General features: G+C 71.6%; 25 protein-coding genes. 11 read left to right on the top strand and 14 right to left on the bottom strand.

The features are described 5' to 3' along the window. Positions 1–783 carry an ABC transporter permease gene (locus ITJ59_RS00125; protein ID WP_194649079.1) on the top strand — a complete coding sequence of 261 codons (783 nt, stop codon included), beginning with the start codon at positions 1–3 and terminating at the stop codon, positions 781–783. After that, complete coding sequence (locus tag ITJ59_RS00120) at positions 783–1,721, top strand: ABC transporter substrate-binding protein (RefSeq protein ID WP_194649078.1); 939 nt, start codon at positions 783–785, stop codon at positions 1,719–1,721. Before ITJ59_RS00125 ends, ITJ59_RS00120 begins: the two co-directional genes overlap by 1 nt. Here the strand turns inward: ITJ59_RS00120 and ITJ59_RS00115 are convergent. After that, entirely contained in the window at positions 1,714–2,136 is a 423-nt protein-coding gene (locus ITJ59_RS00115) for a MerR family transcriptional regulator (RefSeq protein ID WP_194649077.1), read from the bottom strand. The two genes, ITJ59_RS00120 and ITJ59_RS00115, sit on opposite strands and share 8 nt — an antisense overlap. Before the next feature lie 90 nt (positions 2,137–2,226). On the opposite strand from ITJ59_RS00115, the gene ITJ59_RS00110 reads away from it, so the two are divergent. Continuing rightward, on the top strand, positions 2,227–3,210 hold the full coding sequence (locus ITJ59_RS00110; protein WP_194649076.1) for an aldo/keto reductase: 984 nt from the start codon (positions 2,227–2,229) through the stop codon (positions 3,208–3,210). A gap of 14 nt (positions 3,211–3,224) precedes the next feature. On the opposite strand, the gene ITJ59_RS00105 is transcribed toward ITJ59_RS00110, so the two are convergent. The 3 genes from ITJ59_RS00105 to ITJ59_RS00095 form a co-directional block, all read right to left on the bottom strand. Next, a complete protein-coding gene (locus ITJ59_RS00105; RefSeq protein ID WP_323749343.1) occupies positions 3,225–4,769 on the bottom strand; it encodes an alpha-L-fucosidase in 1,545 nt (514 codons plus the stop codon). A gap of 230 nt (positions 4,770–4,999) precedes the next feature. After that, positions 5,000–5,338 carry a MoaF-related domain-containing protein gene (locus tag ITJ59_RS00100; RefSeq protein ID WP_194649074.1) on the bottom strand — a complete coding sequence of 113 codons (339 nt, stop codon included), beginning with the start codon at positions 5,336–5,338 and terminating at the stop codon, positions 5,000–5,002. Between the two features lie 29 nt (positions 5,339–5,367). After that, the gene (locus ITJ59_RS00095; RefSeq protein ID WP_194649073.1) at positions 5,368–6,315 is read right to left on the bottom strand and encodes a quinone oxidoreductase family protein; all 948 of its coding nucleotides are present in this window, start codon (positions 6,313–6,315) and stop codon (positions 5,368–5,370) included. A gap of 106 nt (positions 6,316–6,421) precedes the next feature. Here ITJ59_RS00095 and ITJ59_RS00090 point away from each other — a divergent pair, with 106 nt between their 5' ends. Then, positions 6,422–7,267: a helix-turn-helix transcriptional regulator gene (locus ITJ59_RS00090; protein ID WP_323749342.1), complete on the top strand. Its 846-nt coding sequence runs from the start codon at positions 6,422–6,424 to the stop codon at positions 7,265–7,267. A 33-nt stretch (positions 7,268–7,300) separates the two neighbouring features. On the opposite strand, the gene ITJ59_RS00085 is transcribed toward ITJ59_RS00090, so the two are convergent. Beyond that, on the bottom strand, positions 7,301–8,278 hold the full coding sequence (locus tag ITJ59_RS00085) for an SDR family NAD(P)-dependent oxidoreductase (protein WP_194649071.1): 978 nt from the start codon (positions 8,276–8,278) through the stop codon (positions 7,301–7,303). Beyond that, complete coding sequence (locus tag ITJ59_RS00080) at positions 8,275–9,210, bottom strand: alpha/beta hydrolase family protein (RefSeq protein ID WP_228510721.1); 936 nt, start codon at positions 9,208–9,210, stop codon at positions 8,275–8,277. Before ITJ59_RS00080 ends, ITJ59_RS00085 begins: the two co-directional genes overlap by 4 nt. A 131-nt stretch (positions 9,211–9,341) precedes the next feature. Between ITJ59_RS00080 and ITJ59_RS00075 the strand changes: the two genes are divergently transcribed. Continuing rightward, positions 9,342–9,977 (top strand): TetR/AcrR family transcriptional regulator, encoded by a 636-nt coding sequence (locus ITJ59_RS00075; RefSeq protein WP_194649070.1) that lies wholly within the window; start codon positions 9,342–9,344, stop codon positions 9,975–9,977. A gap of 32 nt (positions 9,978–10,009) precedes the next feature. Here the strand turns inward: ITJ59_RS00075 and ITJ59_RS00070 are convergent, their stop codons facing one another. The 4 genes from ITJ59_RS00070 to ITJ59_RS00055 form a co-directional block, all read right to left on the bottom strand. Beyond that, complete coding sequence (locus ITJ59_RS00070; protein ID WP_194649069.1) at positions 10,010–10,840, bottom strand: SDR family NAD(P)-dependent oxidoreductase; 831 nt, start codon at positions 10,838–10,840, stop codon at positions 10,010–10,012. Positions 10,841–10,977: 137 nt separating this feature from the next. Then, positions 10,978–11,526: a cysteine hydrolase gene (locus ITJ59_RS00065; protein ID WP_194649068.1), complete on the bottom strand. Its 549-nt coding sequence runs from the start codon at positions 11,524–11,526 to the stop codon at positions 10,978–10,980. 62 nt (positions 11,527–11,588) lie between these two features. Beyond that, positions 11,589–12,113, bottom strand: a complete 525-nt coding sequence (locus ITJ59_RS00060) for a hypothetical protein (RefSeq protein ID WP_194649067.1) — start codon at positions 12,111–12,113, stop codon at positions 11,589–11,591. Between the two features lie 18 nt (positions 12,114–12,131). Then, complete coding sequence (locus tag ITJ59_RS00055; protein WP_194649066.1) at positions 12,132–12,692, bottom strand: hypothetical protein; 561 nt, start codon at positions 12,690–12,692, stop codon at positions 12,132–12,134. A 146-nt stretch (positions 12,693–12,838) separates the two neighbouring features. Between ITJ59_RS00055 and ITJ59_RS00050 the strand changes: the two genes are divergently transcribed. Both ITJ59_RS00050 and ITJ59_RS00045 read left to right on the top strand, forming a co-directional pair. Beyond that, complete coding sequence (locus ITJ59_RS00050; RefSeq protein ID WP_194649065.1) at positions 12,839–14,017, top strand: sensor histidine kinase; 1,179 nt, start codon at positions 12,839–12,841, stop codon at positions 14,015–14,017. Then, positions 14,014–14,676 (top strand): response regulator transcription factor, encoded by a 663-nt coding sequence (locus tag ITJ59_RS00045; RefSeq protein ID WP_194649064.1) that lies wholly within the window; start codon positions 14,014–14,016, stop codon positions 14,674–14,676. The genes ITJ59_RS00050 and ITJ59_RS00045 overlap by 4 nt, the downstream gene beginning before the upstream one ends. Here the strand turns inward: ITJ59_RS00045 and ITJ59_RS00040 are convergent. From ITJ59_RS00040 to ITJ59_RS19755, 3 genes are all read right to left on the bottom strand, one after another. After that, positions 14,569–15,354, bottom strand: a complete 786-nt coding sequence (locus ITJ59_RS00040) for a hypothetical protein (RefSeq protein WP_194649063.1) — start codon at positions 15,352–15,354, stop codon at positions 14,569–14,571. The genes ITJ59_RS00045 and ITJ59_RS00040 overlap by 108 nt on opposite strands. After that, complete coding sequence (locus tag ITJ59_RS00035; protein WP_194649062.1) at positions 15,354–16,370, bottom strand: zinc-dependent alcohol dehydrogenase; 1,017 nt, start codon at positions 16,368–16,370, stop codon at positions 15,354–15,356. Before ITJ59_RS00035 ends, ITJ59_RS00040 begins: the two co-directional genes overlap by 1 nt. Before the next feature lie 156 nt (positions 16,371–16,526). Then, a complete protein-coding gene (locus ITJ59_RS19755; RefSeq protein ID WP_416354845.1) occupies positions 16,527–16,769 on the bottom strand; it encodes a helix-turn-helix domain-containing protein in 243 nt (80 codons plus the stop codon). A gap of 125 nt (positions 16,770–16,894) precedes the next feature. On the opposite strand from ITJ59_RS19755, the gene ITJ59_RS00025 reads away from it, so the two are divergent. From ITJ59_RS00025 to ITJ59_RS00010, 4 genes are all read left to right on the top strand, one after another. Then, positions 16,895–17,782 (top strand): serine hydrolase domain-containing protein, encoded by an 888-nt coding sequence (locus tag ITJ59_RS00025; RefSeq protein WP_194649060.1) that lies wholly within the window; start codon positions 16,895–16,897, stop codon positions 17,780–17,782. Positions 17,783–17,821: 39 nt separating this feature from the next. Beyond that, positions 17,822–18,532: a 5'-methylthioadenosine/S-adenosylhomocysteine nucleosidase gene (mtnN, locus tag ITJ59_RS00020; RefSeq protein ID WP_194649059.1), complete on the top strand. Its 711-nt coding sequence runs from the start codon at positions 17,822–17,824 to the stop codon at positions 18,530–18,532. Between the two features lie 180 nt (positions 18,533–18,712). Next, complete coding sequence (locus ITJ59_RS00015) at positions 18,713–20,698, top strand: potassium transporter Kup (RefSeq protein ID WP_323749341.1); 1,986 nt, start codon at positions 18,713–18,715, stop codon at positions 20,696–20,698. Between the two features lie 269 nt (positions 20,699–20,967). Continuing rightward, on the top strand, positions 20,968–23,760 hold the full coding sequence (locus tag ITJ59_RS00010; RefSeq protein ID WP_194649058.1) for a choice-of-anchor G family protein: 2,793 nt from the start codon (positions 20,968–20,970) through the stop codon (positions 23,758–23,760). Positions 23,761–23,966: 206 nt separating this feature from the next. Here the strand turns inward: ITJ59_RS00010 and ITJ59_RS00005 are convergent, their stop codons facing one another. Beyond that, the gene (locus ITJ59_RS00005) at positions 23,967–26,393 is read right to left on the bottom strand and encodes an excinuclease ABC subunit UvrA (RefSeq protein ID WP_194649057.1); all 2,427 of its coding nucleotides are present in this window, start codon (positions 26,391–26,393) and stop codon (positions 23,967–23,969) included. Between the last annotated feature and the right edge of the window lie 223 nt (positions 26,394–26,616).

Genomic DNA, 26,616 nt, shown 5'->3' with positions numbered 1-26,616 from the left:
GTGCAGTTCTTCCTCGATGCGCTCGCCTGGCTCTTCGACCCGGCGAACTACCGTCACGGACTCCAGAGTCCGCTCCCGATCCAGGACCGGATCGTCGAGCACCTCCTGTACACGTTCATCTCCGTCGCCATCGCGGCCCTGATCGCGCTCCCGCTGGGCTTGTACATCGGTCACACCGGGCGCGGACGCGGTTTCGTCATCGCCTTCAGCGGCGGCATGCGCGCACTGCCCACGTTGGGGCTGCTCGGCACCCTCTTCGTCGTCATCGGGTTCACGGTGCCGTTCACGCAGACGGCGTTCTTCGCGTCCGTCATCGCGTTCGTCGTCCTGGCGATCCCGTCGATCCTGGCGGGGGCGTACGCCGGGGTGGAATCCGTGGACCCGCAGACGGTGGATGCCGCCCGCTCGATCGGGATGACCGAACTGCAGATCGTCTTCAGGGTCGAGATCCCGCTGTCGTTGCCGCTCATCATCGGCGGGATCCGCGCCTCGGTCCTGCAGGTCATCGCGACGGTGGTGATCGCGTCGTACGTCTCGCTCGGCGGGCTCGGTGCGATCATCTCGACCGGCATCAGCCTGAACGACAACGACCTCATCCTCGGTGGCGCCCTGCTCGTGACGGTGCTCGCGCTCGTGATCGACGGGCTCTTCGCGCTCGCGCAGCGCCTCAGTCGACGCGGCCACGAAGAGCCGACCCGCCGCCGTCGTCGCACACACGTCCGCGCGCTGCCATCCCGGCGCCGCGCGGTGACGGTATCCACCGTCGACGAAAGGGACCACTGATGTTCACAGCAGGTACCAGCACACGCATCCTCGCGGGCGTGATGGCGATCGGCGCGATCGTCGCGCTCTCCGGGTGCTCCACCTCGGATCCCACCGGAGCGACCTCCGGCGGAGACGACAAAGCGGGGAGCACTCCGATCGTGGTCGGTTCGTTCAACTTCCCCGAGAGCGAGATCCTCGGCAACATGTACGCACTGGCGCTGAAGGACGCCGGGTTCGACGTCACGACGAAGTTCAACCTCGGCCCCCGGCAGACCACGATCCCCGCGCTCAAGGACGGTTCGATCAACCTCATGCCGGAGTACAACGGCAACCTGCTGTTCTTCTACGACACCAAGGCCACCGCGAAGACGACGGAAGAGGTCGACGCCGCGCTCAAGACCGAGATCCCGAAGGACTTCCAGGTCCTCGACCCGTCGAAGGCCCAGGACAAGGACGCCTACGTCGTGACCCAGGCCACGGCCGAGAAGGAGGGCCTGACGTCGATCTCTGACCTGTCGAAGATCGAGCCGTTCACGCTCGGTGCGAACCCGCAGTTCGGCACCCTCCCGTACGGCATCCCCGGGCTCAAGTCGACGTACGGTGTCGACAAGGTGACGTTCAAGTCGATCGAGGACTACGGCGGACCCGACACGGTCAAGGCACTCGTCGACGACACGGTGCAGGTGGCCGACATCTACACGACGTCGCCCGACCTCACGACCGAGAAGCTCCAGGTGCTGCAGGACCCGGAGAACCTGATCGCGGCGCAGAACGTCCTGCCGTTCCTCAACAAGAAGATCTCCAGCGCGAAGCTCGCTTCCGTGCTGAACGGGATCTCCGCGAAGCTCACGACCGATGATCTCATCGCCCTGCGCAACCGTGTCGAGGGGAGCGAGAAGGCCCAGGCCGCGACCGCGGCGAAGGACTGGCTGACCAAGGAAGGACTGCTCAAGTAGCGCGGGCTCGGGAGCGGCGGACCTCGCTCGCCCCGGCGATGGTCTGGCGGTACGCGTCGATCTTCCGTTCCAGTGCGGCCAGGTGCCGCTGGACTTCGGCCTGCCGGACGAGGACGGCCGCGTGGTGCTGTTCGAGGAGCGTGAGTCGTTCGGCGTCATCGGCGCCCGCCCGGTAGGCGGCGGCGTACTCGCGCATCTCCCGCACGCTCATCCCTGTGCCGCGGAGCATCACCGTGCCGGCGAGCCAGCTCAGCGCGGACGTGTCGTACCGTCGCCACCCGTCCGGACCGCGGTCGGGCGAGGGCGCGATGTCTTCCTTCTCGTAGTACCGGATCGTGTCGACCGTGATGCCGAGCAGGTCCGCGGCGACGCTGATCGTGACCGGCTCGTCGACGTGCACCTCGGGAAGCAGCATGGCGCCGAGTCTCCCACTTGACATGGTGTGCACACCAGGGTGGAGGGTCATCATCGTCCGGGGCGCCCCGGCGGTGAACGGAGAACGCACATGCAGCAGATCCCTCTCGGCTCTCAGGGCCTCACGACGTCCGCACTCGGGCTCGGGTGCATGGGGATGAGCGCCTTCTACGGCGGGGCCACCGAAGCGGGTTCCGTCGAGACCATCCGCCGCGCGCTCGACCTCGGGATCACCCTGTTCGACACGGCTGAGGCGTACGGACCGTTCGAGAACGAGCAGTTGCTCGGCCGGGTCCTCGGGGCCGACCGTGACCACGTCGTCGTCGCGTCGAAGTTCGCCACCGATTTCACCGACGACGGCGCCGCGATCGGCCTCGACGGCTCCCCGGAACACGCCCGTCGCGCGATCGACCGGTCCCTCGGTCACCTCGGCACCGACCACGTCGATCTCTGGTACCTGCACCGCGCCGACCCGAACGTGCCGATCGAGGACACGATCGGCGCGATGAGCGAAGCCGTCATCGCCGGCAAGGCCCGCTACATCGGAGTGTCGGAGACCTCCGCCGAGACGCTGCGACGGGCGCACGTGACCTTCCCGATCACCGCTGTCCAGTCCGAGTACAGCTTGTTCGAGCGCGACGCCGAACACAACGGCGTCCTCGACACGGCCGCCGAACTCGGCATCGGGTTCGTCCCGTTCTCCCCGCTCGGGCGCGGGTTCCTCTCCGGTACCGTCACCCGCAAGGACGACCTGCCCGAGGGTGACGCCCGCCGGAACCTCCCACGGTTCTCCGACGAAGCCATCGACGCGAACCGCCGCATCGTCGACGCGCTCAAGGTCATCGCCGACGAGAAGGGCGTCACCACCGCGCAGCTCGCCCTGGCTTGGCTCGTCCAGGCCGGCACCGTCCCCATCCCCGGCACCACCAAGGCCTCCCGCGTCGAGGAGAACGCCGCCGCTGCAGACCTGGAGCTCACCGCGGACGACCTCGAACGGATCGGGGCGGCCTCACCGCACGGTGTTGCCGTCGGCACCCGCAACACCGAAGCGGGAATGGCCCGCGACCGCGGCTGACGTCTGCGGGGCGGTCACTGGTGCAGGGAGTCCTGCCGCTCCTGCTCGACCACCGGCGCGAGCCGCACCCGGACCACCGGTCCGGAGTCGACGCTGGTGACGCCGTCGAGCGCGACCTCGAGTGCATCGGGGCGCTGCTCCCAGGTGACCTCACCATCGTGGCCGAGGACCGCGACGGACCGGATCGTCCGGCCGAGCAGACCAGAGGCAGACCCGAACGCGCGGATGCGCGCCGACCCGTCGTCCGGGTCCGCCAGCAGGGTCGCGTAGACGGCGTCGCCGGTGACGTCGTGACGCGTGGTGAACCGGACGTCCTCGGCGGTGTAGACGACGGCGTCGGCGTCCACGAACGAGCCGGCGGGTCGCGTCGTCGGTCCCTCGCCCGAGATCGTCCACGGCCGGGTGCCGTAGATCGCCTCGCCGTTCACCGCGAGCCACGAGCCGATGCCGCGCAGGATGCGGACCTCGTCCTCGGGCAGGGTGCCGTCGGCCTTCGGCCCGGTGTTGAGCAGCAGCACGCCGTTCTTCGCGACCACGTCGACGAGTTCGGCGACCAGGTCGCGCACGGACTTGTAGTCGTGGCCCTCGATCCAGCTCCAAGCGGTCTTCGCGATCGCGGTGTCGTTCTGCCAGACGGCCTCCGGGGTACTGCCCATCGCACCGCGCTCGATGTCGTACACGGCGCTGCCCGGGGCGAAGGTCTCCCACTTGTAGTTGATGACGACCTCGCGGCCCCACTCGGCGGCGCGGTTGTAGTAGTAGGCCGCGAGGGTCCGGACGTACGGCTGGAACGCGGGCTGCTCGATCCACCAGTCGAACCAGAGCACCTGGGGTCGGTACTTGTCGATGAGCTCGACGGTGCGGAGCAGCCAGTCCTCCAGGAAGCGCTCGTTCGGGGCGGTCTCCTCGCGCTGCGCCGGCCCGTAGAAGTCGCTGAACCGCGCATCGAGCACGTCCGAGGGGGTCTTGGTCCCGCCGTTCATGAAGAACCAGTGCTCGGCCCGGTGGGACGACGCGCCACGGACCATCCACGCTTCGTCGGCGGCGACGAGGAGCTCGCCGAACACGTCGCGCCCCGGCCCGAGGTGCGCGGCACTCCACCGGGAGCGGTCGGTGTCGTACATCGCGAAGCCGTCGTGGTGCTCGGCGACGGGGACGACGAACTGCGCGCCGGCCTCGCGGAACACCCGCACCCATTCGGCGGCGTCGAAGTGCTCCATCGTGAACGAGGGGATGAAGTCCTTGTACCCGAACTCGTCCTGCGGCCCGTAGGTCTCGACGTGGTGCGCGAACTCGGGCGTCCCGGCGCGGTACATGTCGCGGGAGTACCACTCGTTCCGGAACGCCGGGACCGAGAAGACCCCCCAGTGGATGAAGATCCCGAACTTCGCGTCCTGGTACCACAGCGGCGCGCGGTACTCCTGCAGGGACGCCCAGGTCGCGTCGTACGGGCCCGAGCGCACGACGGCGTCGACCGCGGCCAGGGCCGCGGAGTTGTCCGACACGTCGACGGGCTCGGGCAGGGTGGTCGGGTCCAGCGGGGTGAGCGGTTCGTGCACGACGTGCTCCGATCGATTGCGGCGGCTCGCGACGGCGATGTCCCGAGCGTGAGACATCCTATGTCTGCTCGGCCGTCTCGTCACGGAGGGCAGGAGCAGTCGTCGCCACCACCTGACGGACGGGAGGCGCGGTGCCAGCTGGCACCGCGCCTCCCGTCCGCCCCGTCGCCCGTCCAGGGCACCGCCGTCGCCGCCGAGGCGTCGACAGCGACGGACGAGAGCGCCAGAGGTCAGCGGACGCGTGTCCAGGTGCCGCTGAGCTGGATGAACTCCCCGCCGACCACGGAGCTGGCCATGCAGGTCCCGGCGTCGTAGTCCTCGATGTGGGTGACGTGGTCGCCCGCGTCGGCTTCGGTCCACCGGACCACGTAGAGCCCGTCGCGCACCTTCGTGGTCGTGTACGGCATCGTCTCGGTCCGTCCGGCGATGGCACCGCCGGTGACGTGGAAGGTGACCTGGGTGTCCGTGTCGAAGGTGATCTCGACGGTGAAGTGGCCGAGGGGAGTGTCCGGGCCGAGGTCAGCGAGCCAGGTCTGTCCGACGGCGGGGAGGGTTGCAGTGGTGTCCAAGAGTGGTTCCTTCGGTGTGTTGGCGGGGATCAGAAGTCGAGGACGAGCCGGCCACGCAGGCCGCCTCGCTCGAGTCGTTCGTGCGCGGTGGCGGCGTCGCGCGCCGGCAGGACACCGGCGACGTCGGCCGTGAGCTCGTCGCGCTCGACAGAGCGGGCGAGCCGCTCGATGGCGTCGTGCCGGAGGTTCGAGCGCATCACGTAGGACCCGAACACGCTGATGCCACGGCCCGGGTCGACGTCGGTCGGCAGGTAGAACGCGACCTGCCCGCCGTCGCGGACCGCGTCGACGACCTGGTCGGTGAGGATCGCGGGGTCCGCGGCGGCGTCGGCGCCGCGACCGTCGGTGGCCTCCCGGACCCCCGCCCCGAAGTCCGCGTCACGGTCGAGGACGACGGCCGCCCCGAGGTCCCGGACGCGCTGTGCGTCCGCGGGGCGTGCATCGGCGATGACGGTGATGCCACGCGCGGCGGCGAGCTGGACCAGGTACCCGCCGACGGCGCCGGTCGCACCGGTCACCGCGAGGGTCTGTCCGCGCCCCAGGGCGAGGTGTTCGAGGGTGATCTCCGCGGTGAGCGCGTTCGACAGGAACGCCGCCCCTCGGGCGAACGAGCCGTTCGACGGCATCCGTGTCACCGACAGGGTCGGCAGGACGATCTGTTCGGAGTACCCGCCGTGGCTCCCGTCCGGCACGACGAACCCGGTGACGGAGTCGCCGACGGCCAGGTCGAACCCCTCGGGTTGCTCCGGGCCGATCTCGTCGAGGATGCCGGCCACGTCGGTGCCGGGGACGACGGGGACGGCGATCGCACGGTCGTTGCCGGCGAACCCTCCGGATCGGATGATCGCGTCGACGGGGTTGACGGCGGCGGCACGGACACGGACACGGACCTCGCCCGGTCCTGCGTGCGGTTCCGGCAGCTGCACCTCGTGCAGCACACCGGGTGCTCCGTACTCGATCAGACCGATCGCTCTCATGGCGGCTCCTTCGTGGTCGGGGATGACCCCGACGATGCCAGCCGGCGCACGCGCTGTGGAGGGCAGGGATCTCTCCCCCTCTCGGACCGGTGGCAGACTGCCCGACGTGGCGATCGACGTGCGTGCAGCGGAACTGGGTGACTTCCTTCGCGCTCGGCGTGCGGAACTCGACCCGGCGGCGTTCGGTGTGCCCGCGGACACGAGGCGGCGTGTGCCCGGCCTCCGGCGGGGAGAAGTCGCGGCGGCCGCGTCGATCAGCGTCGAGTACTACACGCGCATCGAGCAGGGACGCATCGCCGTGTCCGCTCCGGTCCTTGCAGGGTTGGCGGACGCGCTACGCCTGACGGACGAGCACCGGACGTACTTGTTCGACCTCACCCGCAAGGCCGAGACGGCTCCGCCGTTGCCTCGCAGCCAGGTGGTGCAACCGGCGCTGCAGCGCGCATTGGACGACCTCGCGACGACGCCCGCGTTCGTCCTCGGGCGGTTGACGCAGATCATCGGCTGGAACCGGCTCGGTGCCGCGCTCATCACCGACTTCGGGGCCATCCCGTCGGCGGATCGCACCTTCATCCGGCTGCTGTTCGCGGACCCGGCCATGCGGACTCTGTACGCCGACTGGTCAGAGGTGGTCGAACTCGCCATCGCCCAGCTCCGGGGTGACAGCGCGCGGTACCCCGACGACCCCGACCTCCACCGGGTCGTCGACGGGATGTCCACCGGCTTCCCGGAGTTCCAGGAGATCTGGGCCGCCCATGCCGTCGCCGGTCGCGGGACCGGACGGAAGACACTGCGGCATCCAGTCGTCGGTGAGGTCGAGCTCGACTGGGAGATCCTGGCGTCGGCGATGGACCAGGACCAGTTGATCGTGCTGTGGACTGCGGAACCGGGTTCGGTGTCCGAGGAACGGATGCGCCAGCTCGCCGACCGCACTCGGCACCGACGCGGCTGACCCGGTCAGGGACGGTGGCGGGTCGCTCTGTCCTCACACCGCCAGCCGCGCACTGACCTCCCACAGCCGCCGCGCGTCGTCGGCATCGAGCATCGCCGAGTTCGCGTCCGACGGGATGCTGTCCGCGGTGAGGGGCCGGACCTCGTCGTCGATGACGGCGACGTCGCTGTCCTTCAGGTAGACGCCGCCGACGCCGTCGAGCAGCGGGCTCGCGGCACCGAACACGAGCGTCGCCGCCCCCTGCTCGATCGTCTTCTTGCCGTGCTCGGGATCGATGACCGTCTCGCCGTCGTCGTCGACCAACCCCTGCTCGCGGTACGAGGCGATGCGGGACTCGTCGTGCGGGCCGGGGCCGATGATCACGCCGGGGTGTGCCGCGAAGGAGCGGATGCCCTGGTCGGCGTACCGGCGGTCGAGCTCGACCGCGAACAGCACGTTCGCCCGCTTGGACTGCCCGTAGGCGGCGGCCGCGTCGTAGCCGCTGGCGAACGCCAGGTCGTCCCACCGGATCTGCCCGAACCTGGCGGCGCCGGACGTGACGGTGAGGACCCGCGCACCACGGGCCTCCAGCAGGGAAGGGAGGAGCGCCCGCGTGAGCCGGAAGTGCCCGAGGTGGGACGTCGAGAACGACAGGTCGTTGCCGCGGGCGTCGAGTCGACGGTCCGGGGTGAAGAGCATCGCCGCGTTGTTCACCAGTGCGTGGAGTGGGTAGCCGGAGGCCGTCCACCGCGCCGCGAAGGCGTCGATCGACGCGGGGTCGGTCAGGTCGAGCTGCTCGACGCGGACGCCGGGGAGTCCGGCGACGGCGGCGCCCGCGCGGTCGGTGTCGCGGGAGGCGACGGTGACCGTGGCACCGGCGGTTGCGAGGGCGCGGCTGGCCTCGCGGCCGAGACGGCCGTGGCCGCCCGTGACGACGACGTTCCGGCCGGTCAGGTCGACGCCATCGAGGACGTCGGTGGCGGTCGACGACGCGGTGAAGGGGGTGGGGAGTGGGTGCTGGGCGGTGATCACGAGTGGTCCTCCTTGGTGTCGATGTGGCCGACCGCGTCCGCGCCCGGAGCAGGGGCGATGGCCGCGGCCACAGCGGACCACGCATCGTCGTCGAGCCCGAGCGTCGTCCGGAGGAACGCCGTCGTGGTGCGGCGGACCAGGTCCACGCGCTCCGGGCTCTCGTCGGTGGTGGCGGTGGACGCGTAGTCCTGGATGCCGCCGAGCAGGTGCTCCCCGCCGTGCACGGTCACCAGGTGCCGGGCGCCGGGGCTGTGGTGGTACACGTCGGTGAACCAGTCCGGGCCTCGCGTGGAGAGCTGGGACTGGTCGTGGTCCCCGGCGACGACGAGCGACGGGGTGCGCAGCTGGCTGAAGTCGGGGCTCATGAAGGCGAAGTGCTCCTGCGCGAACGGCGTCAGGTCCTCTCCACCGAGCCCGGTGGTGGAGAGTAGGACCCCGGCTCGCACCCGGTGGTCGGTGCGGTCCTCGCCGGGCTGCCCGTCCGCCCCGATCACCCGGGCGCCGAGGAGCATGCCGACGGACTGGCCGCCCCACGAGTGCCCGGCGACCGCGAGGTTCGCCGGGTCGACACGTCCGGCGAGACCGGGGACGGCGGCGATGAGGACGTCGAGGTCGTCGATCACCCGCTCGAGGTCGTCGACCCGCGTCTGCCAGATCGTCGGGGTGCGGGGGTCGTCGAGCGGCAGGGCGTACTGCGTCGAGTCGAGGAACGTGGGCTGGACGACGACGAACCCGCCCGCGGTCCAGTGGTCGACGAGGGGGTCGCCGCCGGTCATCGACTGCCCGAAGCCGTGGGCGAAGACGACCACGGGCAGGTCCGTGCCCGTGGTCGGTGCGGTGACGCGGACCTCGAGGTCGTGACCGCGTGGCGGCGCGGGGAGGGTGATCGGGCGCACGCTGATGACCTGCGGGCGTGCTGGTGTCGTTGCCAAGGGGGTCCTTCCGGAAGCGGTCGTCACTCGAAACGGAGCGACGTTCCGGAACGATACGGAACAGCGCTCCGGATTGCAAGCGAAACGGAGCGCCGTTCCGTTCCGTGGGCAGACCGTGCGATGATCGGGGGATGAGCACGCCGTCGAACGACACCGCGCCGTCGAACGACACCGCACCGCCCCGGCGTCGCCGCGACGTCGAACGGAACGAGCGGACGATCCTCGACGCCGCCGCCGGGGTCTTCGCCGCGTCCGGCGTCGGTGCGCCGGTGCGCGAGGTCGCCGCCGCAGCCTGCTTGGGGGTGGGCACGCTCTACCGGCACTTCCCGACCCGCTCGGACCTGGTCGTCGCCGTCTACCGGCACCAGATCGAGGCCCTGGCCGAGGCCGGCCCCGTGCTCCTCGCCTCGGCGCCGACCGCGTTCGACGCGATCCTGCGCTGGGTGCACCAGTTCGTCGACTTCCTCGGCACGAAGCACGGCCTGGCGCGGGTGTGGGAGGGGGACGCCGACGGCTTCACTGCGCTGCACACCCTGTTCGTCGACGAGCTCGTCCCGGTGCTCGGCCGGATGCTCGACGATGCTCGCACGTCGGGCGAGGTGGCCGCGACGGTGTCGCCGTACCAGCTGCTCCGCGCCGTGGGCGACCTGGTCGCGTGGAGCCCCCAGGACCCGGACTACGACGTGCGCACGATCGTGACGCTGCTGGTCACCGGCCTGCGGCAGGCCCAGCCGACGGCCACCCCCGCGCCGACGACCGACGCGTAGCGCGCCGAAGACCCATCGCGGAACGCGACCGGTCAGGCCGCGTGCAGCATCGCCACGCTCCGGTCCCACAGCTCGCGCGCCAGGTCGGCGTCCTCGGCCTGCGCGTTCGGTGCCGCCACCTTGCGCTTCACGTAGTACTCACCGGTCGGGTAGTCGCGACCGGGGGTGTTGTCGGCCAGGTACACGAGCGTGTCGGCACCCTTCTCCGGGGTCGTCAGGAACACGTGGCGCAGGGGCGTGTGGTAGACGAGGTACATCGGTGAGGTCTTGTCGTTCGAGAACCCGGTGCTGATCGTGCCGGGGTGGAACGCCGTCGACGTGACGCCCTGGTCGCGGTACCGACGGTCGAGTTCCTTGGTGAACAGGATCTGTTCGAGCTTCGAGTCGCCGTAGGCCTTGGTGGCCCGGAAGTGCCGCTCGCCCTCGAGGTCGTCGAGGTCCACCCGGCCGAACAGCTTGTTCGCGACGCTCGAGGTGTTGACGACCGTTCCGCGGGACGCGATGAGCCGGTCCAGCAGCAGCTCCGTGAGCAGGAACGGCGCCAGGTAGTTGACCTGGAACGTCAGTTCGTGGCCGTCGACGGTGACCTGTCGGCCCGCGCTGAAGATGCCGCCGGCGTTGTTGGCGAGCACGTCGATCCGGGGGCATCGTTCGAGCAGGTCGTCGGCGAGCTTCCGCACGGCGGACAGGTCCGAGAAGTCGGCCACGAAGTGGTCCACGCCGAGGTCCCGGGCGACCCGCTCGGTCTTGGCGGGGTTGCGACCGACCACCACGACCTCGTTGCCGCGGCGGACGAGCTCCCGCGCGGCGGCGACGCCGATGCCGTCGCTCGCGCCGGTGATGACGATGGTCTTCGCAGCCATGGGTGCTCCTCGGGTCGGGGGCGAGCGTGCGCTCGAGTACTCCCGTCCTACAGGGTCGGCCCTGAACGGACCACGTGATGGACGGGAGGCACGTGGCGGTCTGGCACCGTGCCTCCCGTCCGCCGTCCGGTCGCCGCTCAGGCCGCGCCCGGCCCCGCCAGGTCGGCCGTCTGCGTGACGACGCCGAGGGCGGGGAACACCGACCGGAACCGGGCGGCGTGGGCGTCGGGGTCCGGGTCGTTGGTGGCGTCCTCGACGAGGACGACGTCGTAGCCCAGGTCGTACGCGGCCCGAGCCGTGGACTCGACACCGAACGTCGTCGCTTGGCCGACCACGACCACTGCGGTGACGCCGCCGGCGCGCAGCCGCTCGTCGAGGTCGGTGCCGGCGAAGGCGCTCCACCCGCCGCGGGTCAGGGTGTCGTCGTCGGCAGGTTCGAGCAGCAGGGAGCCGTAGGCGACCGGAGCCGGGCGGGGGCCGCCGCCGTACTGGGTCGCGCCTGCCGGGGTCGCGGCGGGGTCGTGGCGGATGAAGACCACCGGTCCGCCGGCGTTCCGGGTGGCGCGAGCGAGGGCGTCGACGTTCGCCACGACGGCGTCGACGGGGTGGGTGCGCTGGTACGGGGCGGTGCCGGCCTGCAGGTCGACGACGAGCAGGGCGGTGTGGTCGGTGCGGGTTCGGGTCACCGGTCCAGGGTGCTCGATCGCCCCGTGCCGCGCGTACTGCGTCTGCGGTATCCCGGTCGCGCTCACGGCCCGACGGGCGGGTGCGTGCATGCGTCGACGGCGGCGTACTCCCGAGCGAGTTCGGCCTGGTTCCGCTGGGTCCGCCACGACCGGATGCCGGGTGCAGCGGCCACGGCGGCGATCCACACGCCGGCGCCGGCCAGGACCGGGACGAGCGTCGGGTCCCCGCCGAGGGCGAGCAGACCGCCGAACGCGACCGCCAGCACGGCGACCGCGGAGCCGGCGGTGGCGACGACACCGGCGAGTCGGACCGGCTGCTGCTCGAGCGCGGCGATCCGGGCGAGTGCCCGCTCGGCACGACGTTCGAGGATCGGTCGCGCCGGGTCGTGCCGGGTGCGCAGACGCTGGAGCAGGAGGGACGTCGTGCCGAGTCGTCCGCCCTGCACGGTCACCGTCCAGCCGAACTGCTCCAGCGTGTGCCGGTGGAGCGGCACGAACGCGGTCGGCGCGTACAGCACCCGGGTCTCCAGGTGGCCGGGGGCCGGCGCACGCAGGACGGCGCCGGCTCGGGCGATGGTGTTCGTCATCGCGGATCGCGGACGGGATCAGACGCTGCGGCGGCGGCTGGCCGCTTCGCACGCGCCGTAGACGACGTCGAACTGGCGGTCGATGGCCGGACGGATCCGCTTGGTGCGCGCCGCCCGGACGAGGTGGAAGGCCACCGGCGCGATCGCCCAGTTGACCAGGCCGCCGGCTCCGACGAGGAACACCGTGACCGGGTCGAGTCCGGCGAGCAGGTCGGGGACGGCCACGGTGTCCTGCATCGCGAACACCGAACCGGCCAGCAGGACGCTGCCGATCGCACCGAGGGCGTACGCGACGACCGTCGCCGCGGTCGTGCGGGAACGCTCGAGTGCGTCGATCGTGGCCAGGGCGGTCTCGGCGTTCTGCTGGAGCTCGGTCAGTTCGACGGCGCGGACGGAACGGTCGCGGCGGAGGCCGAGGACGTGCCGTCGGGTCGGTCCGACCGTTCGCTCCGAGCCGTCGGGCGTCCACCCGAAGTTGCGGTAGGTGTCGGCGTACAGGGCGTCCTTGCCCCGAGGGACGTCGACGGTGCAGTAGTCGTACGTGGTGGCAGCGGGGGCGGCGGTGTTCGTCAGCGTCATGGTGGTTCCTCCGGTCGGTGCCGGAGTGTTCCGGCCTGGTGTCGATCGTTCCGGGGACGGGCCGCAGGGGGATCCCGGATCGGCGGTACCTCCGACTACTGCGTTCGCAGTAGCCGGAGCGCCGACCCGCACGACAGGATGAGTGCATGCGGCGACTGCGGGCGATCTGGGGTTCGTGGCGTCCGGACGACCGCTGGGTGTTCCGCGGCACGGCCGTCGTCGTCCTGCTCGCGTGTGCGATCGAGTCGGGCCGGGTGATCGCGGCCGGTGCCGGACCGGGGCCCGGCATCGCGGTCGCCGCGACCGTGCTCGCCGTCGTCGCGGCGCCGTGGGCACCGTGGACGGCGCTCGGGCTCGCCACGGTCGCCCCCGTGCTCGGCGGCCTGTCCGGTTGGTCGCCGATCGTGACGTGGAGCTGCGCGGTGCTGCTGCTGTTCGCGGTGTCATCGCGCGAGGGGCATCCGGTCCGCGCCGCGGCGATCATCGCTCCCGGCGTGGTCGTCGGCACGCTCCTCGCACCGGGGGAGGGCGGTGCGGTGCCGACCGCGCTCGGCGCCCTCATCTCCGTCGTCGCCGCGGCGGCGATCGGCTCGGGGCTGCGGGTCCAGCACCAGTACCGGGCGTCGTTGGAACAGCGCGCGGCCGATGCCGTCGCCACGCGGGAGCTCGAGGCCGAACGCCGCGTGGCCGAGGAACGCGTGCGGATCGCGCGGGACCTGCACGACGTCATCGGGCACGAGATCGCGGTCGTCAGCATGCAGCTCGGGGTCGCCGAGGTCACCCTGCCCGCCGGCGCGGACGAGGCCCGGCGCGCGCTGGACGCCGCCCGGGACGGCGTGCGGAACGTCCTGACGGAGACGCAGCACGTCCTGACCGTGCTGCGCTCCGCATCGGGCCGCGTCGCCGACCTCGACGACCCCACGGCTCCGGCCCCCGGCATCGAGCAGCTCCCCGGACTCGTCGCCTCGTACGAAGGGATCGGTCTCGACGTCGATGCGCGCCTGGACGACGTCGGTCCGGTCTCCGCGCCGATCGGTGTGACGGTGTACCGGGTGCTGCAGGAGTCGCTCACCAACGCCCACCGGCACGGCGAGGGCCGGACGACCGTCACCCTCACCCGCGGCGGCGGCGACCTGGTGCTCGAGGTCCGCAACCCCCGTCGGCGGACCCCGACGAGCGACCCCGTCGCCGGCCGGACCGGCGGGCTCGGCCTGGTCGGCATGCGCGAACGCGTCGCCGCCGTCGGCGGGTCCGTGCAGGCCGCGGCGGACGGCGTGCTGTTCGTCGTGCGCGTCCACCTGCCCACCACGAACGGAGCACGATGACCACACGAGTGATCCTGGTCGACGACCAGGACATGATCCGACTGGGGCTGCGCGCGATCCTCGACCGGCAGGACGGCCTCGAGGTCGTCGGCGAGGCAGCGGACGGGCTCGCCGCGGTGCAGACGGCGCTGTCGGTGCCGGCGGACGTCGTCATGATGGACATCCGGATGCCGGGCATCGACGGGGTCGAGGCGACCCGTCGGATCCGCGCCGAACGCACCGCGGAGCAGGTGCGGATCGTCATGCTGACGACCTTCGACCAGGACGAGCTCGTCTTCGCGGCGCTGCGTGCCGGGGCGAACGGCTTCCTCAGCAAGGCCGCGGGCCCCGCAGAGCTCGTCGCGGCGATCGAGGAGGTGGCCGCGGGCGGCGGGGCGCTGTCCGCGGCGGCTGCAGCGGCGCTCATCGGACAGGTCGCCCGCACTCCGGCGTCCTCGGTCGACCCGGAGATGACCCGGCGCTTCGAGGCCCTCACCGCTCGCGAGCGCGACGTCGTGGCCATGGTCAGCCGGGGTCAGGGGATCGACGCCATCAGCGCCGAGTTGTTCCTCTCACCGCTCACGGTCAAGACCCACGTGAACCGGGCCATGGCGAAGGTCGACGCCCGCGACCGGGCCCAGCTCGTGGCGTTCGCCTTCCAGGCCGGCCTGGTCGACTGAGACGGCACCCGTCACCACCGGGAACCGCCGCAGCGCCATCGCGAGCCCGATCACCGCGGCCACACCGCCGAGGAACACCCCGCTCGCACCCGTGGTCGAAGCGGCGTCCTCGGCGCTGGCCGCGAACGAGAGCAGTGCCGACTGGGTCAGGACGAGCAGGACCACGGCGGCGGCGACGTTCACGAGCTTCGTCGCCTCGACGAGCGGTTCCCCGTCCTTGCGAGCGGTCACCGCACCCCAGACCCCGACCCCCAGCTCGGCGAAGGTCGCGGCCGCGATGACGATCGCCACCCACTGGTCGTAGTGCACCGGGTGCGCTCGCCCGACGAGCATCGGCACACTGCACCCGACGAACACGACCGACATCGCGGTCACCGCACCCCCGATCCACCGGTGTCCGGCCTGCCGGAACCGCATCCGCTCGCCGTTCGCCACGTCGAACGCGAACGAGCGTCGGTGCCGACGGACGGCCCAGACCTTCGCGGCCGCGACCCCGAGCGTGAAGACCACGGTCGCGGCGAGGAACAACGAGGGGGCGGCGCAGAACAGGACGACCTTCCACCCCGCCATCACGAGGCTGCCCGGCACCGACAGCACGGCGAGCACGAGCCCGCGCCGCGGCCGGTCCCGCCACACCGCGACCGCGTACCGGACGGCCGCCTGCCTGCGCGCCGGCATCAGTCGAACGTGACGACGACCTTGTCGGCCGCCCCGGGGGTCGCCGCCACCCGGAGGGCCTCGAGCACGTCGCTCGCCGGGAACACGTCGCTGACGATCCGTGCGTACGCCTCGGGGTTCGCGATGATGTGCTCGGTGACGTCGAAGATCTCGGTCGGGTACCCCATGGCGGTCACGATCGTCGGCTCGACGGCCAGCAGGTCGCCGAAGTCGACCTCCACCGGCCGCTTGTGCACCGCCACGACGCCGATCGTCGCGCGGTGCTTCGCCAGTCGCAACGCCGTCTGCACGGTGGCTGGGACCCCGGCGGCGTCGAGCCAGACGTCGGTGCCGGACTTCCCGCCGTGCCCGACGCCGTCGCGCGCTTCGCCGTGCAGGGCGATCAGGCGCTCGTCCAGCGACTCCTCCGCCGAGTTCACGACCGCGTCGGCTCCGACGAGCAGCGCCTTCTCGAGCCGCGAGGCGATCACGTCGACGACGACCACGTGGCCGACGCCGAGCGCCTTGTAGCTGATCACGGCGCCCAGCCCGATCGGGCCGGCACCGAACACGACCACCGTGTCACCGGGCTGCGGCGCGGTCCGGTTCACGGCGTGCAGGGCGACCGCCATCGGCTCGTTGAGCGCGGCCACCTGCCAGGGCAGGTCCTGCGGGACGATCGCGATGCTGGTGCCGAGCACGGCCTGCTCGACGAGCAGGAACTCGGAGAGCCCGCCGGTGGGGCCACCGTTGCCGATGATCCCGCGTGGGTCGCCCATCGGGTTGACCACCACGTGGTCGCCGACGGCGATGCCCTCGACCGCGTCGCCGACGACGGTGACCTCGCCGGCGACCTCGTGGCCGAGGGGCGTGTGGCCCTCGCGCGGCGGGATGCCGCCGCGGGCGGCGTAGAAGGCGTCGGAGCCGCAGACCCCGCACGCCTTGACGGCGATCAGGACGTCGGCGGGGCCGACCTCGGGGACGGGCTCGTCGCGGATCTCGACGGATCCGGGGCCGGTGACGACGACGGTGCGCATGGTGCTCCTTCCGTCACGAGCACGGTCGGCTCGGGACGGAACCATCTGACCAAGACGGCGACCTGCGCACGTACTGCGATCGCAGTAGCGCCGGGTCATCGGACGGGAGGCACAGTGCGGGACCGCCACGTGCCTCCCGTCCGCTTGGTCGACGGTTCAGGGTCGCTGAGCCGGACCGCGCCGCACGGCGCGAGCCGCGAAGGCCTCCAGCGCCTCGATCAGCGCTTCGGCGATCCAGATCCGATTGCGTTGCTTCGAGTTCGCCGGTCGGAGGACACCGCGTTGCACCAGGGTCTCGACGGCACGGTACGCGGTCGGCGCAGCGACACCGAGACGATCCTGGATGAGACCGGCGTTGAGGACCGGATGCTCGATCGCGAGGTCGACCAGGGCCCTCACCCGTTCATCCCCGCTCGCGTTGGTAACACTTACGACGAATACAGAACCAACGCCATCGGTTCCGCACCCTTCTCGCGTGAGGGACACGGCGGCACCAGGGTGGTGCCACGCGAGAAGATGGCGGTGTGACCACCGCGACCAGCATCCTCGACGCGATCGTCCGCCACGTCGACGACACCGGCTTCGGCGCCCATGGGCTGCACGTCCGGACTGCGAACGACGACGTCGCCGAGCACCGCTGGACCCCCGACGTGCGCGAGGAGATCCACTCCGTGGCCAAGGGCGTCTGCGTCCTCGCCACCGGGATCGCCGCCGACGACGGCCTGGTCGACGTCGACGAACCGATCGCCGACGCCCTGCCCGGGTTCGAACTCGGCGACGGCGTCGACCGGGTCACGCTCCGGCACCTGCTCACCATGACGAGCGGCATCGACATGCCCTGGTCGGCGACCGAGCTGACCGACTGGCCGGACCTGGCGGCCGAGTTCCTGCGGCGGCCGTCGCGGGGCCGCGTGTTCCAGTACGCCAACGTCAGCACCTACACGGCGATGCGCGTGCTCGAGACCCGTGTCGGCGACGTCGGCGCGTTCGTGTCCCGACGGCTGTTCGACCCGCTCGGCATCGAGGACGTGGAGTGGTCGCGCTGCGCGAACGGGTACGTCGCCGCCGGTGAGGGGCTGGCGCTCCGCACCGAGGAGCTCGCCCGGCTCGGCCGGCTCATCCGTGACGGCGGGGTGGTCGACGGACGGCGCATCGTCAGCGGCCGCTGGTGCGACGCGATGCACACCGACTGGGTCGAACGCGAGGGGACCGGGCCGGGGTACCACCGCTACGCGATGGCCGGGTGGGGTGGTCCGGGGCAGCTGTGGCGGCTGCACGGGGCGTACGGGCAGATGCTGCTGTTCGACGACCATCCCGGCGGCGACACCGTGGTCACGATCACCGCTGACGACCACTTCGGCGCCGACGCCATGGCGGCATTCGTCGCCGACGAGCTCGCCCGGCAGCGGTAGCTGGCATCTTCTGCGTCCTCGGCGTGCGAGGATCGATCAGTGCAACAGCAGGCGCCCGTCGCGATCATCATCGCGGCCATGAGCGAAGAGGTCTCGGCCTTCGCCGACCTCTTCGGCGGCGTCCCCGTCCTGGACGGCCCCGTCGGCGGGCACGACCCGCACCAGCTGCTCGACATCGGCGGCGCCACCGTCGTCGTCCGCCGCAGCGGCATCGGCTTCACGAACGCGACGGCCGCCGTCGCGCACGGCTTCCACGACTTCGGGCCGGGCATCCCGGTGATCAGCGTCGGGACCGCCGGCGGGCTCATGCACGGCATCGCGATCGGTGACGTCGTCGTCGGCGACCGGTACGTCAACCTCAACGCGGACGCCACGGCGTTCGGCTACGCCCTCGGCCAGGTCCCCGGGATGCCGACCGGGTACGCCCCGGACGCCCGCCTGGTCGAGTTGGCGATGGGTGCGGACATCGCGTGGCCGCTGCGCTCGGCGACGATCGGCTCGAGCGAGGTCTTCGTCACCGAGGGCCGCGCCCGGACACTCCGCGGTGCCTTCCCCGACGTGGCCGCGGTCGACATGGAATCCGCCGCCATCGCCCAGTTCGCCCACGTGCACGACATGCCCTTCGTGTCCGTCCGGTGCATCAGCGACCTGTGCGCACCCGACGGCGCGGAGTTCCGCGAGCACCTGGACGGCGCCGCGGCGCGCGCCGCCCGCGTGGTCCACGACCTGGTGCGCGGCCTGCGGCCCTGAACTGGCCGGTCGTCGGACGGGAGGCCCGGTGCCAGGCCGCCACGTGCCTCCCGTCCGCCCCGCGGGCACGTCGAGAGCCGTTGTGCGCACGCTTGTGCGCCAGCTGCGAGCGCGCCCCGCGAGCGGTGCGATGATGAGCGGCGGCCGTCGCCCCGACGGCCGGAGACGGAAGTGCCGAGCGTGACCGATACCCGCTCCGAGACCCCGACGGAACCGTCGAAGCCGACGGACCCGACCACCCCCGCGACCGAGACGACCGACGACGGTGGTCACGGTCCGCGCAAGGGTGTCGCGGTGCTGGCGCTCGCCGCCCTCGGCGTGGTGTTCGGCGACATCGGCACGAGCCCGCTCTACGCACTCCGCACGGTGTTCACGATCGACGACGGCCTGGTGAAGGCCAACCAAGAGGACGTCTACGGCGTCATCTCGATGATGTTCTGGAGCATCACGATCATCGTCTCGATCAAGTACGTCCTGATCCTGATGCGCGCCGACAACGACGGTGAAGGCGGGGTCATGGCGCTCGCCGCCCTGGCCCGACGGCTCTACGCGAAGCGCCGCGGCGGCTCGGTGATCTTCCTGGTGATCGGCATCGTCGGCGTCTCGCTGTTCTACGGCGACTCCGTGATCACCCCGGCGGTCTCGGTGCTGTCCGCGGTCGAGGGCCTGGGCACGGCAGCGCCGTCGGTGGAACACCTCATCGTGCCGATCGCCGCGGTCATCCTGGTCGTGCTCTTCGCGGTGCAACGGTTCGGCACCGGCAAGGTCGGCAACCTGTTCGGCCCGGTGATGCTGCTCTGGTTCGTGGTGATCGCCGCCGCCGGCGTCCCGCACATCATCGAGCACCCCGGTGTCCTGCAGGGGCTCTCGCCGACGTGGGCGATCTCGTTCGCGTTCGCGCACCCGTACATCACCTTCGTGGCGATGGGCGCGGTGGTGCTGGTCATCACCGGTGCCGAGGCGCTCTACGCCGACATGGGGCACTTCGGTCGGTCGCCGATCCTGAAGGCGTGGTTCTTCGTGGTGTTCCCGGCGCTCGTCCTCAACTACCTCGGGCAGGCGTCGCTCGTGCTCCGCGACCCCTCGGCGGCGAAGGACCCGTTCTTCCTGCTGTTCCCGGACGCGTTGCGGTTGCCCGTGGTGGTGCTGGCGACGCTCGCGACCGTGATCGCCAGCCAGGCCGTGATCTCCGGCGCGTTCTCGCTCACCCGGCAGGCGGTCCAGCTCGGGCTGCTGCCGCCGCTCACGATCCGGCAGACCTCGCTGCGGGAGAGCGGCCAGATCTACCTGCCCGCGGTGAACCTGCTGCTGTTCATCGGGGTGCTCGCGATCATGCTCGCGTTCCGCTCGTCGGCGAACCTCGCGACGGCGTACGGGGTGTCCGTCACGGGCGCCCTCGTCGTCGACACGATCCTGCTGCTGCTCGTCGTGCGGCCGCTGTGGAAGTGGAAGACCTGGAAGCTCGTGGTCGCGGCGGTGGCGTTCGGCGGGCTCGAGCTCACCTTCCTCGCCGGCAACCTGTCGAAGATCATCCACGGCGGATGGGTGCCGCTCCTCATCGCCCTCGCCGTGATCACCGTGATGACGACGTGGCGCCGAGGCCGCGCGCTGGTGCAGGAGGAACGCAAGGAGCGTGAGGGCTCGCTCTCCGAGTTCATCGACCGCATCAACCACCACAGCATCCCGCGGGTGCCCGGGGTGGCGGTGTTCCCGCACCCGAACAAGGAGACCACCCCGCTCGCGCTCCGGGCGAACGTCGAGCACAACCACGTGGTGCACCGGACCGTCCTGATCGTCTCGGTGCTCACCGCGAACGTGCCGCACGTGCCGCACGCGAAGGCCTTCCACCGCGACGACCTGGGGTACGCGGACGACGGCATCGACCACATCACGGTGAAGTTCGGCTTCTCTGACGACCAGGACCTGCCGAGGGCACTGCACGCCGCCTGCCTGGCCGAGATCCTGGACATCGACCCGGACGAGATGCTCCGCGCCTCGTACTTCATCTCGCGCGGCGCGCTCCGGCCGACGCCGGGCAACCGCGGCATGGTCGGCTGGCGGAAGAAGCTGTTCGTCGGGCTCGCCCACAACGCGGCGGACCCCGCTGCACGCTTCGGCCTCCCCGCGCAGCGCACCGTGACGATGGGCAGCGACGTCGAGATCTGACCGCGTCGTGTACCGGCGCTCTGCATCTGCATCCGCATCCGCAGAGCGCAGGCCCCCGATCGGGGGTGATGGTCTTGTGCGCCCGTTCAGGGTTACGCTCATCGGAACCACACCACAGCTGCAGGCAGCATCACCAACTGCCGGACCAGCACCAGGATCAGGAGCGAAGCCACATGAGGCTTGGAGTACTCGAGCGCGCCCAGAAAGTCCCAGGGGCGCCCACATCCACCCGATGGTCAGGTCGGAAACAAGGCATCGCGGTCGTCACCGTGGCGCTCCTCGGCGCGGGCGGCAGCATCCTCGCCGCCGCCCCCGCGACGGCAGCGCCGGTCGCGTCCACCGCGCAGGGCCGCTTCGTCAGCGGTTCCGCGCTCGGCGTGAACCTCGACGACATCCTCACCGTGACCCCGGCGAACGCGGTCAACAGCGGCGGCGCCACGGACACCGACGTCCACCCGCTGGACGTCACCGCGCTCAACGCGGTGAACGTGAACCTGGGCGGGGGACTCAACCTGCTGGGGAACAACGGCATCCTCGCCCTCGGCGCCGTCAACCAGTACGCTGCCGCCAACGCCGACGGCAGCTCGGTCGCCGCGTCCGGCGCGGTCACGAACACCGGCGGCATCGGCGTGGGCGGCCAGGACGGCGTCCCGCAGTCGAACGCCACCCTCGACCTGTCCGGACTCATCGGGCCCGACCTGGCCGGCGCACTCGCGAACGCCCAGCTCGAGGTCGGCGCCGTCTCCGCCACCGCCGCACAGGCAGCCGGTCCGGACGGCGCGCAGACGGGTGACTACGGCATCGCCGGCCTCGACCTGTCGCTGACCAGCCCCGCGCTCGGCAGCACGGTGTCGGGTCTCCGCACCACGCTCGGCACGCTCCAGCCGACCGTCGACGGCGTCCAGGACACGCTGAACGCGCTCGGCCCGCTCGGCCCGCTCGTCCAGGTGCAGGGCCTGCCCGACCTGGTCACGGTGCTCGACTCGGCCACCGGTGACGTCACCAGTGCCGACGGCTCGATCACGGCGAACCTGCAGACGGGTGCGATCACGATCGACGTCGCCGCGGTGCTGACGAACGCCGGGCTGGACATCAACAACCTGCCTGCGAACACCGAGCTGCTGCCGTACATCACGGACGCGCTCACGACGCAGCTCCTGCCGGCGGTCACCACCGCGCTGCAGGGTGCCGTGACCCAGATCACGCAGTCGCTCCGGGGGCTCACCGTCACGGTGGCCGGCCTGCCGCTGCCCGTCGGTCAGCTGCTGGACGTCGTGAACCCGGTCATCGCGCAGGTGGTCGCCCCGATCAACCAGGTCGTCGCCGGCCTCGGGGAGACGGTCGTCACGCCCCTCGCCGAAGCCCTGACGACCGTCGTGTCGCTGCAGGCCAACGTGCAGGAGACCAGCGCCGACGGCGTCTTCACCCAGCGCGCCCTGCGTCTCGTCCTCGTGCCCACTGCCAACACCCAGCGCGCCCTCGTGCCGGCTTCCGGCACCGCGGTGGTCAACCTCGCTTCGGCTGCGGTCGGTCCGAACGCCGGTCCCCTCGCCGTCCCGACCGCCACGTCGCTGGACCCCGACAACGGGCCGGTCGCCGGTGGCACCACCGTCACCGTCACCGGGACCGGGTTCACGGCTGACGCCACGGTGTCGGTCGACGGTTCCGACCCGATCGAGGCGGACTCCGTCTCCGACGACGGCACCGAGCTGACCTTCACGACTCCGGCGCATGCTGCCGGGACGGTCGACGTCACGGTCACCACGCCTGCTGGCACCTCGGACCCGCTCGACTACACGTACAACCCGGCACCCGCCGCCGTTCCGACGCTCACCACGCTGGACCCGGACAACGGGCCGGTCAGCGGCGGCACGCTCGTCACCGTCACGGGCACCGGGTTCACCGACGACGCGACCGTCTCGGTCGACGGGTCCGACCCGATCGACCCGGAGTCGGTCTCCGACGACGGCACCGAGCTGACGTTCACGACGCCGGCGCACGTCGCTGGTCCCGTCGACGTCACCGTCACGACCGACGTCGGCACCTCGGACCCGTTGACCTACACCTACAACCCGGCACCCGCCGGGGCCCCGACGCTGACGGCGCTGGACCCCGACAACGGTCCGGTCACGGGTGGCACGGTCGTCACGGTCTCCGGAACCGGCTTCACCGACGACTCGACGGTCTCCGTCGACGGCTCCGACCCGATCACGCCGGACTCCGTGTCGGACGACGGCACCGAGCTGACCTTCACGACGCCGGCGCACACCGCCGGTGCGGTCCCCGTGACCGTCACCAACGGCTCCGGTACCTCGGCGCCGCTGCCGTACACCTACAACCCGGCCCAGACCGCGGTCCCGACGATCTCGTCGCTGGACCCCGACAACGGTCCGGCAGCTGGTGGCACGGTCGTGACCGTCACGGGCACCGGCTTCACCGACGACTCCACGGTCTCGGTGGACGGCTCCGACCCGATCACGCCGGCCAGCGTGTCGGCGGACGGCACGTCGCTCACCTTCACGACGCCGGCGCACGCTGCCGGTGACGTCGAGGTCACGGTGACGACCGCGGGTGGCACGTCCGACCCGCTGGTCTACACCTACAACCCCGCGTCGACCACGACGACCCCGCCGCCGGTGATCACCTCGCCGACCGACGGTGGCACCGTCACGACGCCCACCCCGCCGATCACCGGCACCGGGCAGCCCGGCGCGACGGTCACCGTCACCGTCGGCACGGTCATCGTCTGCACCGCGGTCGTCGCGGCGGACGGTACCTGGAAGTGCACGCCGATCGTCGGCTTCGGCCCGGGAACGGTGACCATCACCGCCACCCAGACCGGCCCCGACGGCACCTCGGCGGCGTCCGACCCGGTGACGTTCACCGTCCGTCTCGCGACCGCCGGCAACGGTGGCGCGGGGAGCACGGGGACGAACGGCGCCGGCCCGAACGGGACGCTCGCCTACACGGGCAGCGACCCGGCCCCGGTGATCGCCCTCGCGATCCTGCTGATGCTCGCGGGCGTCGGGCTCACCATCGCCCGTCGCTTCCGCCGGGCCTAGTCCGCACCACCAGCAGCGCCCGTCGGGATCCGTCCCGGCGGGCGCTGTTGCGCGCGTGCGGGTGCGGGCGCGGTGCATGCGCGCGCATCCTGCGACACGGCACCGGTTGATCGACGCGTGGAACGTCGGAACATGCACACGCACCGGCGGACGGGAGGCACGGTGCCGGCCCGCCACAGGACGCGCCAGTCCACGCGTGGTTGCGCTCAGCGCCCCAGCTGCTCCCGCAGGTACGGCGCGGTCCGGCTCGTGGTGGACGCTGCCACGTCGACCGGGGTGCCGGTCGCGACCACGCGGCCGCCCTCCTCGCCGCCGGAGGGACCCATGTCGATGACGTGGTCGGCACTCGCGACGACGTCCATCGCGTGCTCGACCACGACGACCGTGTTGCCGGCGTCGGTGAGGCGCGCGAGCTGTGCGGTCAGGAGTTCGACGTCGGCCGGGTGCAGCCCCGTGGTCGGCTCGTCGAGCAGGTAGAGCGTGTGCCCGGTGCGGGCGCGCTGCAGCTCGGTGGCGAGCTTGATGCGCTGGGCCTCGCCGCCGGACAGCTCCGGTGCGGGCTGCCCGAGGCGCAGGTAGCCCAGCCCGACCTGACGCAGGGCCTCGAGCCCGCGGGCAGCGGCGGGCAACGACTCCAGGAAGGGAGCGGCCTGGTCGACGGTCATGCCGAGGACGTCCGCGATCGACGCCCCGTTCCACTGCACCTCGAGCGTCTCGTCGTTGTAGCGCGCGCCGTGGCACTCCGGGCAGGGTGACCAACTGCCCGGCAGGAACAGCAGCTCGACCGACACCGAACCCTCGCCCTGGCACACCTCGCACCGACCGCCGGCGACGTTGAACGAGAACCGGCTGGCGCTCCACCCGCGGGTCTTGGCGTCGTCGGTCGCGGCGAACGCGGCACGCACGGCATCGAACAGGCCGGTGTAGGTGGCGAGGTTCGACCGGGGAGTGCGGCCGATCGGCTTCTGGTCGACCTGCACGACACGGTCGATGAGCGGGTGCGACGTCGCCATGCCGGGCAGGACGCCGCCGACGAGCGACGACTTGCCGGAGCCGCTGACGCCGGTGACCGCAGTGAGCACCCCGAGCGGCAGGTCGACGTCGAGGCTGCGCAGGTTGTGCAGGGTGAGGTCGCGGAGTTCGAGGGTCCCGACCGGGGTCCGGACGGCGCGCTCGTCGTCGGCGCGTCCGCGCGGGTGCAGGAACCGGCGGGTGACCGAGGCCTCGACCTCGGCCAGGCCGTCGACGGGTCCGCTGTACAGGACGGTGCCGCCGCCGGACCCGGCGCCGGGGCCGACGTCGACGATCCAGTCGGCACGCCGCACGATGCTCATGTCGTGCTCGACGACGAACACGCTGTTGCCACCGGCGCGCAGGTCGTCGAGGACCTCGACCAGCGACTCGGCGTCGGCCGGGTGCAGGCCGGCGCTCGGTTCGTCGAGCACGTAGACGACACCGAACAGGCCGGAGCGCAGTTGTGTCGCGATGCGCAGGCGCTGCGTCTCGCCGGGGGAGAGCGTCGGGGTGGCCCGATCGAGCGCGAGGTACCCGAGGCCCAGGCCGACGAGCACCTCGACCCGGGTGAGCAGGTCGCGTGAGATCGCGACCGCGACCTCGGTGTGCTCGCCGGACGAGGCGCGTGAGGTGGCAGCGCCAGCGTCCGTGATGGTGGCGATCGGGCGCAGGACGTCGGCCAGCGCCGTGAGCGGCAGGCCGTTCAGGTCGGCGATCGAGTGGCCGCCGACCGTCACCGCGAGCGCGGCCCGGGTCAGGCCGGTGCCGCCGCAGAGGCCGCACGGACCCGACTCGACGAACTGCAGCACCTTGGTCCGCTGCGTCTCGCTCTGCGAGTCGGCGAGGGTGTGCATCACGAACTGGCGTGCGCTCCAGAACCGCCCCTTGTACGGCTTCGCCACGCGGTCGCGCTTCGGGTGGACCTGGACCACCGGCTGCTCCTCGGTGAACAGCAACCAGTCGCGGTCCTGTCGGGAGAGCTCACGCCATGGCACGTCGATGTCGTAGCCGAGCACGGCGGTCACGTCGCGCAGGTTCTTGCCCTGCCACGCTCCGGGCCAAGCGGTGATCGCGCCGTCGCGGATGCTCAGCGACGGGTCGTGCACGGCCGAGGCCTCGGTGACCTCGTGCGCGATGCCCAGGCCGTGGCACCGGGGGCAGGCGCCGGCGACGGTGTTCGGCGAGAACGAGTCCGACTCGAGCCGCTCCGTGCCGGCCGGGTAGGTGCCCGCGCGCGAGAAGAGCATGCGCATCGAGTTCGACAGGGTCGTCAGCGTGCCGACGGTCGATCGGCTGCTCGGAGCGCCGCGGCGCTGCTGCAGGGCGACGGCCGGCGGCAGCCCGGTGATCGAGTCGACGTGCGGCGTCGAGCCCTGCGCGATGAGCCGTCGGGCGTACGGGGCGACGGACTCGAGGAACCGGCGCTGGGCCTCGGCGAACACGGTGCCGAACGCGAGCGAGGACTTGCCGGATCCGGAGACGCCGGTGAACGCGACGATCCGGTTGCGCGGGATGTCCACGTCGACGTCCTGCAGGTTGTGCTCGCGGGCGCCGCGGACGCGGATGAAGTCATCGGGCCCGGGTTGGTCGTCGGTCACGGTCGATCGGGGAGCGGGCATCTGCTCGATGGTAGGCGGACGGCGCTGAGCGCGGTCCAGGGGATGGCCCGTTGGACGACGGAAGGGCCGTCCCGGTTGCCCGGGGCGGCCCTTCTCGTGTGGTGCAGTGCTGCGGTGCTGCGGTGGTGCGGTGGTGCGGTGGTGCGGTGGTGCGGTGGTGCTGGGTGTTACTTGATCTGTGCGGTGATGGTGGCGGTGCCGACGAGGAGGCCGCGCTTGACGG

The organism is Curtobacterium sp. VKM Ac-1393, assembly GCF_015350995.1.
Classification (GTDB): domain Bacteria; phylum Actinomycetota; class Actinomycetes; order Actinomycetales; family Microbacteriaceae; genus Curtobacterium.
The sequence above is the reverse complement of the archived record's forward strand: the minus strand, read 5'-3'. Positions and strand labels throughout refer to the sequence as shown.

Bases quoted from the DNA above. Each gene is read 5' to 3' on its own strand.
- ITJ59_RS00120 (WP_194649078.1), top strand. From the start codon at position 783: ATGTTCACAGCAGGTACCAGCACACGCATCCTCGCGGGCGTGATGGCG.
- ITJ59_RS00115 (WP_194649077.1), bottom strand. From the start codon at position 2,136: ATGCTGCTTCCCGAGGTGCACGTCGACGAGCCGGTCACGATCAGCGTC.
- ITJ59_RS00110 (WP_194649076.1), top strand. From the start codon at position 2,227: ATGCAGCAGATCCCTCTCGGCTCTCAGGGCCTCACGACGTCCGCACTC.
- ITJ59_RS00095 (WP_194649073.1), bottom strand. From the start codon at position 6,315: ATGAGAGCGATCGGTCTGATCGAGTACGGAGCACCCGGTGTGCTGCAC.
- ITJ59_RS00075 (WP_194649070.1), top strand. From the start codon at position 9,342: ATGAGCACGCCGTCGAACGACACCGCGCCGTCGAACGACACCGCACCG.
- ITJ59_RS00070 (WP_194649069.1), bottom strand. From the start codon at position 10,840: ATGGCTGCGAAGACCATCGTCATCACCGGCGCGAGCGACGGCATCGGC.
- ITJ59_RS00060 (WP_194649067.1), bottom strand. From the start codon at position 12,113: ATGACGAACACCATCGCCCGAGCCGGCGCCGTCCTGCGTGCGCCGGCC.
- ITJ59_RS00055 (WP_194649066.1), bottom strand. From the start codon at position 12,692: ATGACGCTGACGAACACCGCCGCCCCCGCTGCCACCACGTACGACTAC.
- ITJ59_RS00050 (WP_194649065.1), top strand. From the start codon at position 12,839: ATGCGGCGACTGCGGGCGATCTGGGGTTCGTGGCGTCCGGACGACCGC.
- ITJ59_RS00045 (WP_194649064.1), top strand. From the start codon at position 14,014: ATGACCACACGAGTGATCCTGGTCGACGACCAGGACATGATCCGACTG.
- ITJ59_RS00040 (WP_194649063.1), bottom strand. From the start codon at position 15,354: ATGCCGGCGCGCAGGCAGGCGGCCGTCCGGTACGCGGTCGCGGTGTGG.
- ITJ59_RS00035 (WP_194649062.1), bottom strand. From the start codon at position 16,370: ATGCGCACCGTCGTCGTCACCGGCCCCGGATCCGTCGAGATCCGCGAC.
- ITJ59_RS00005 (WP_194649057.1), bottom strand. From the start codon at position 26,393: ATGCCCGCTCCCCGATCGACCGTGACCGACGACCAACCCGGGCCCGAT.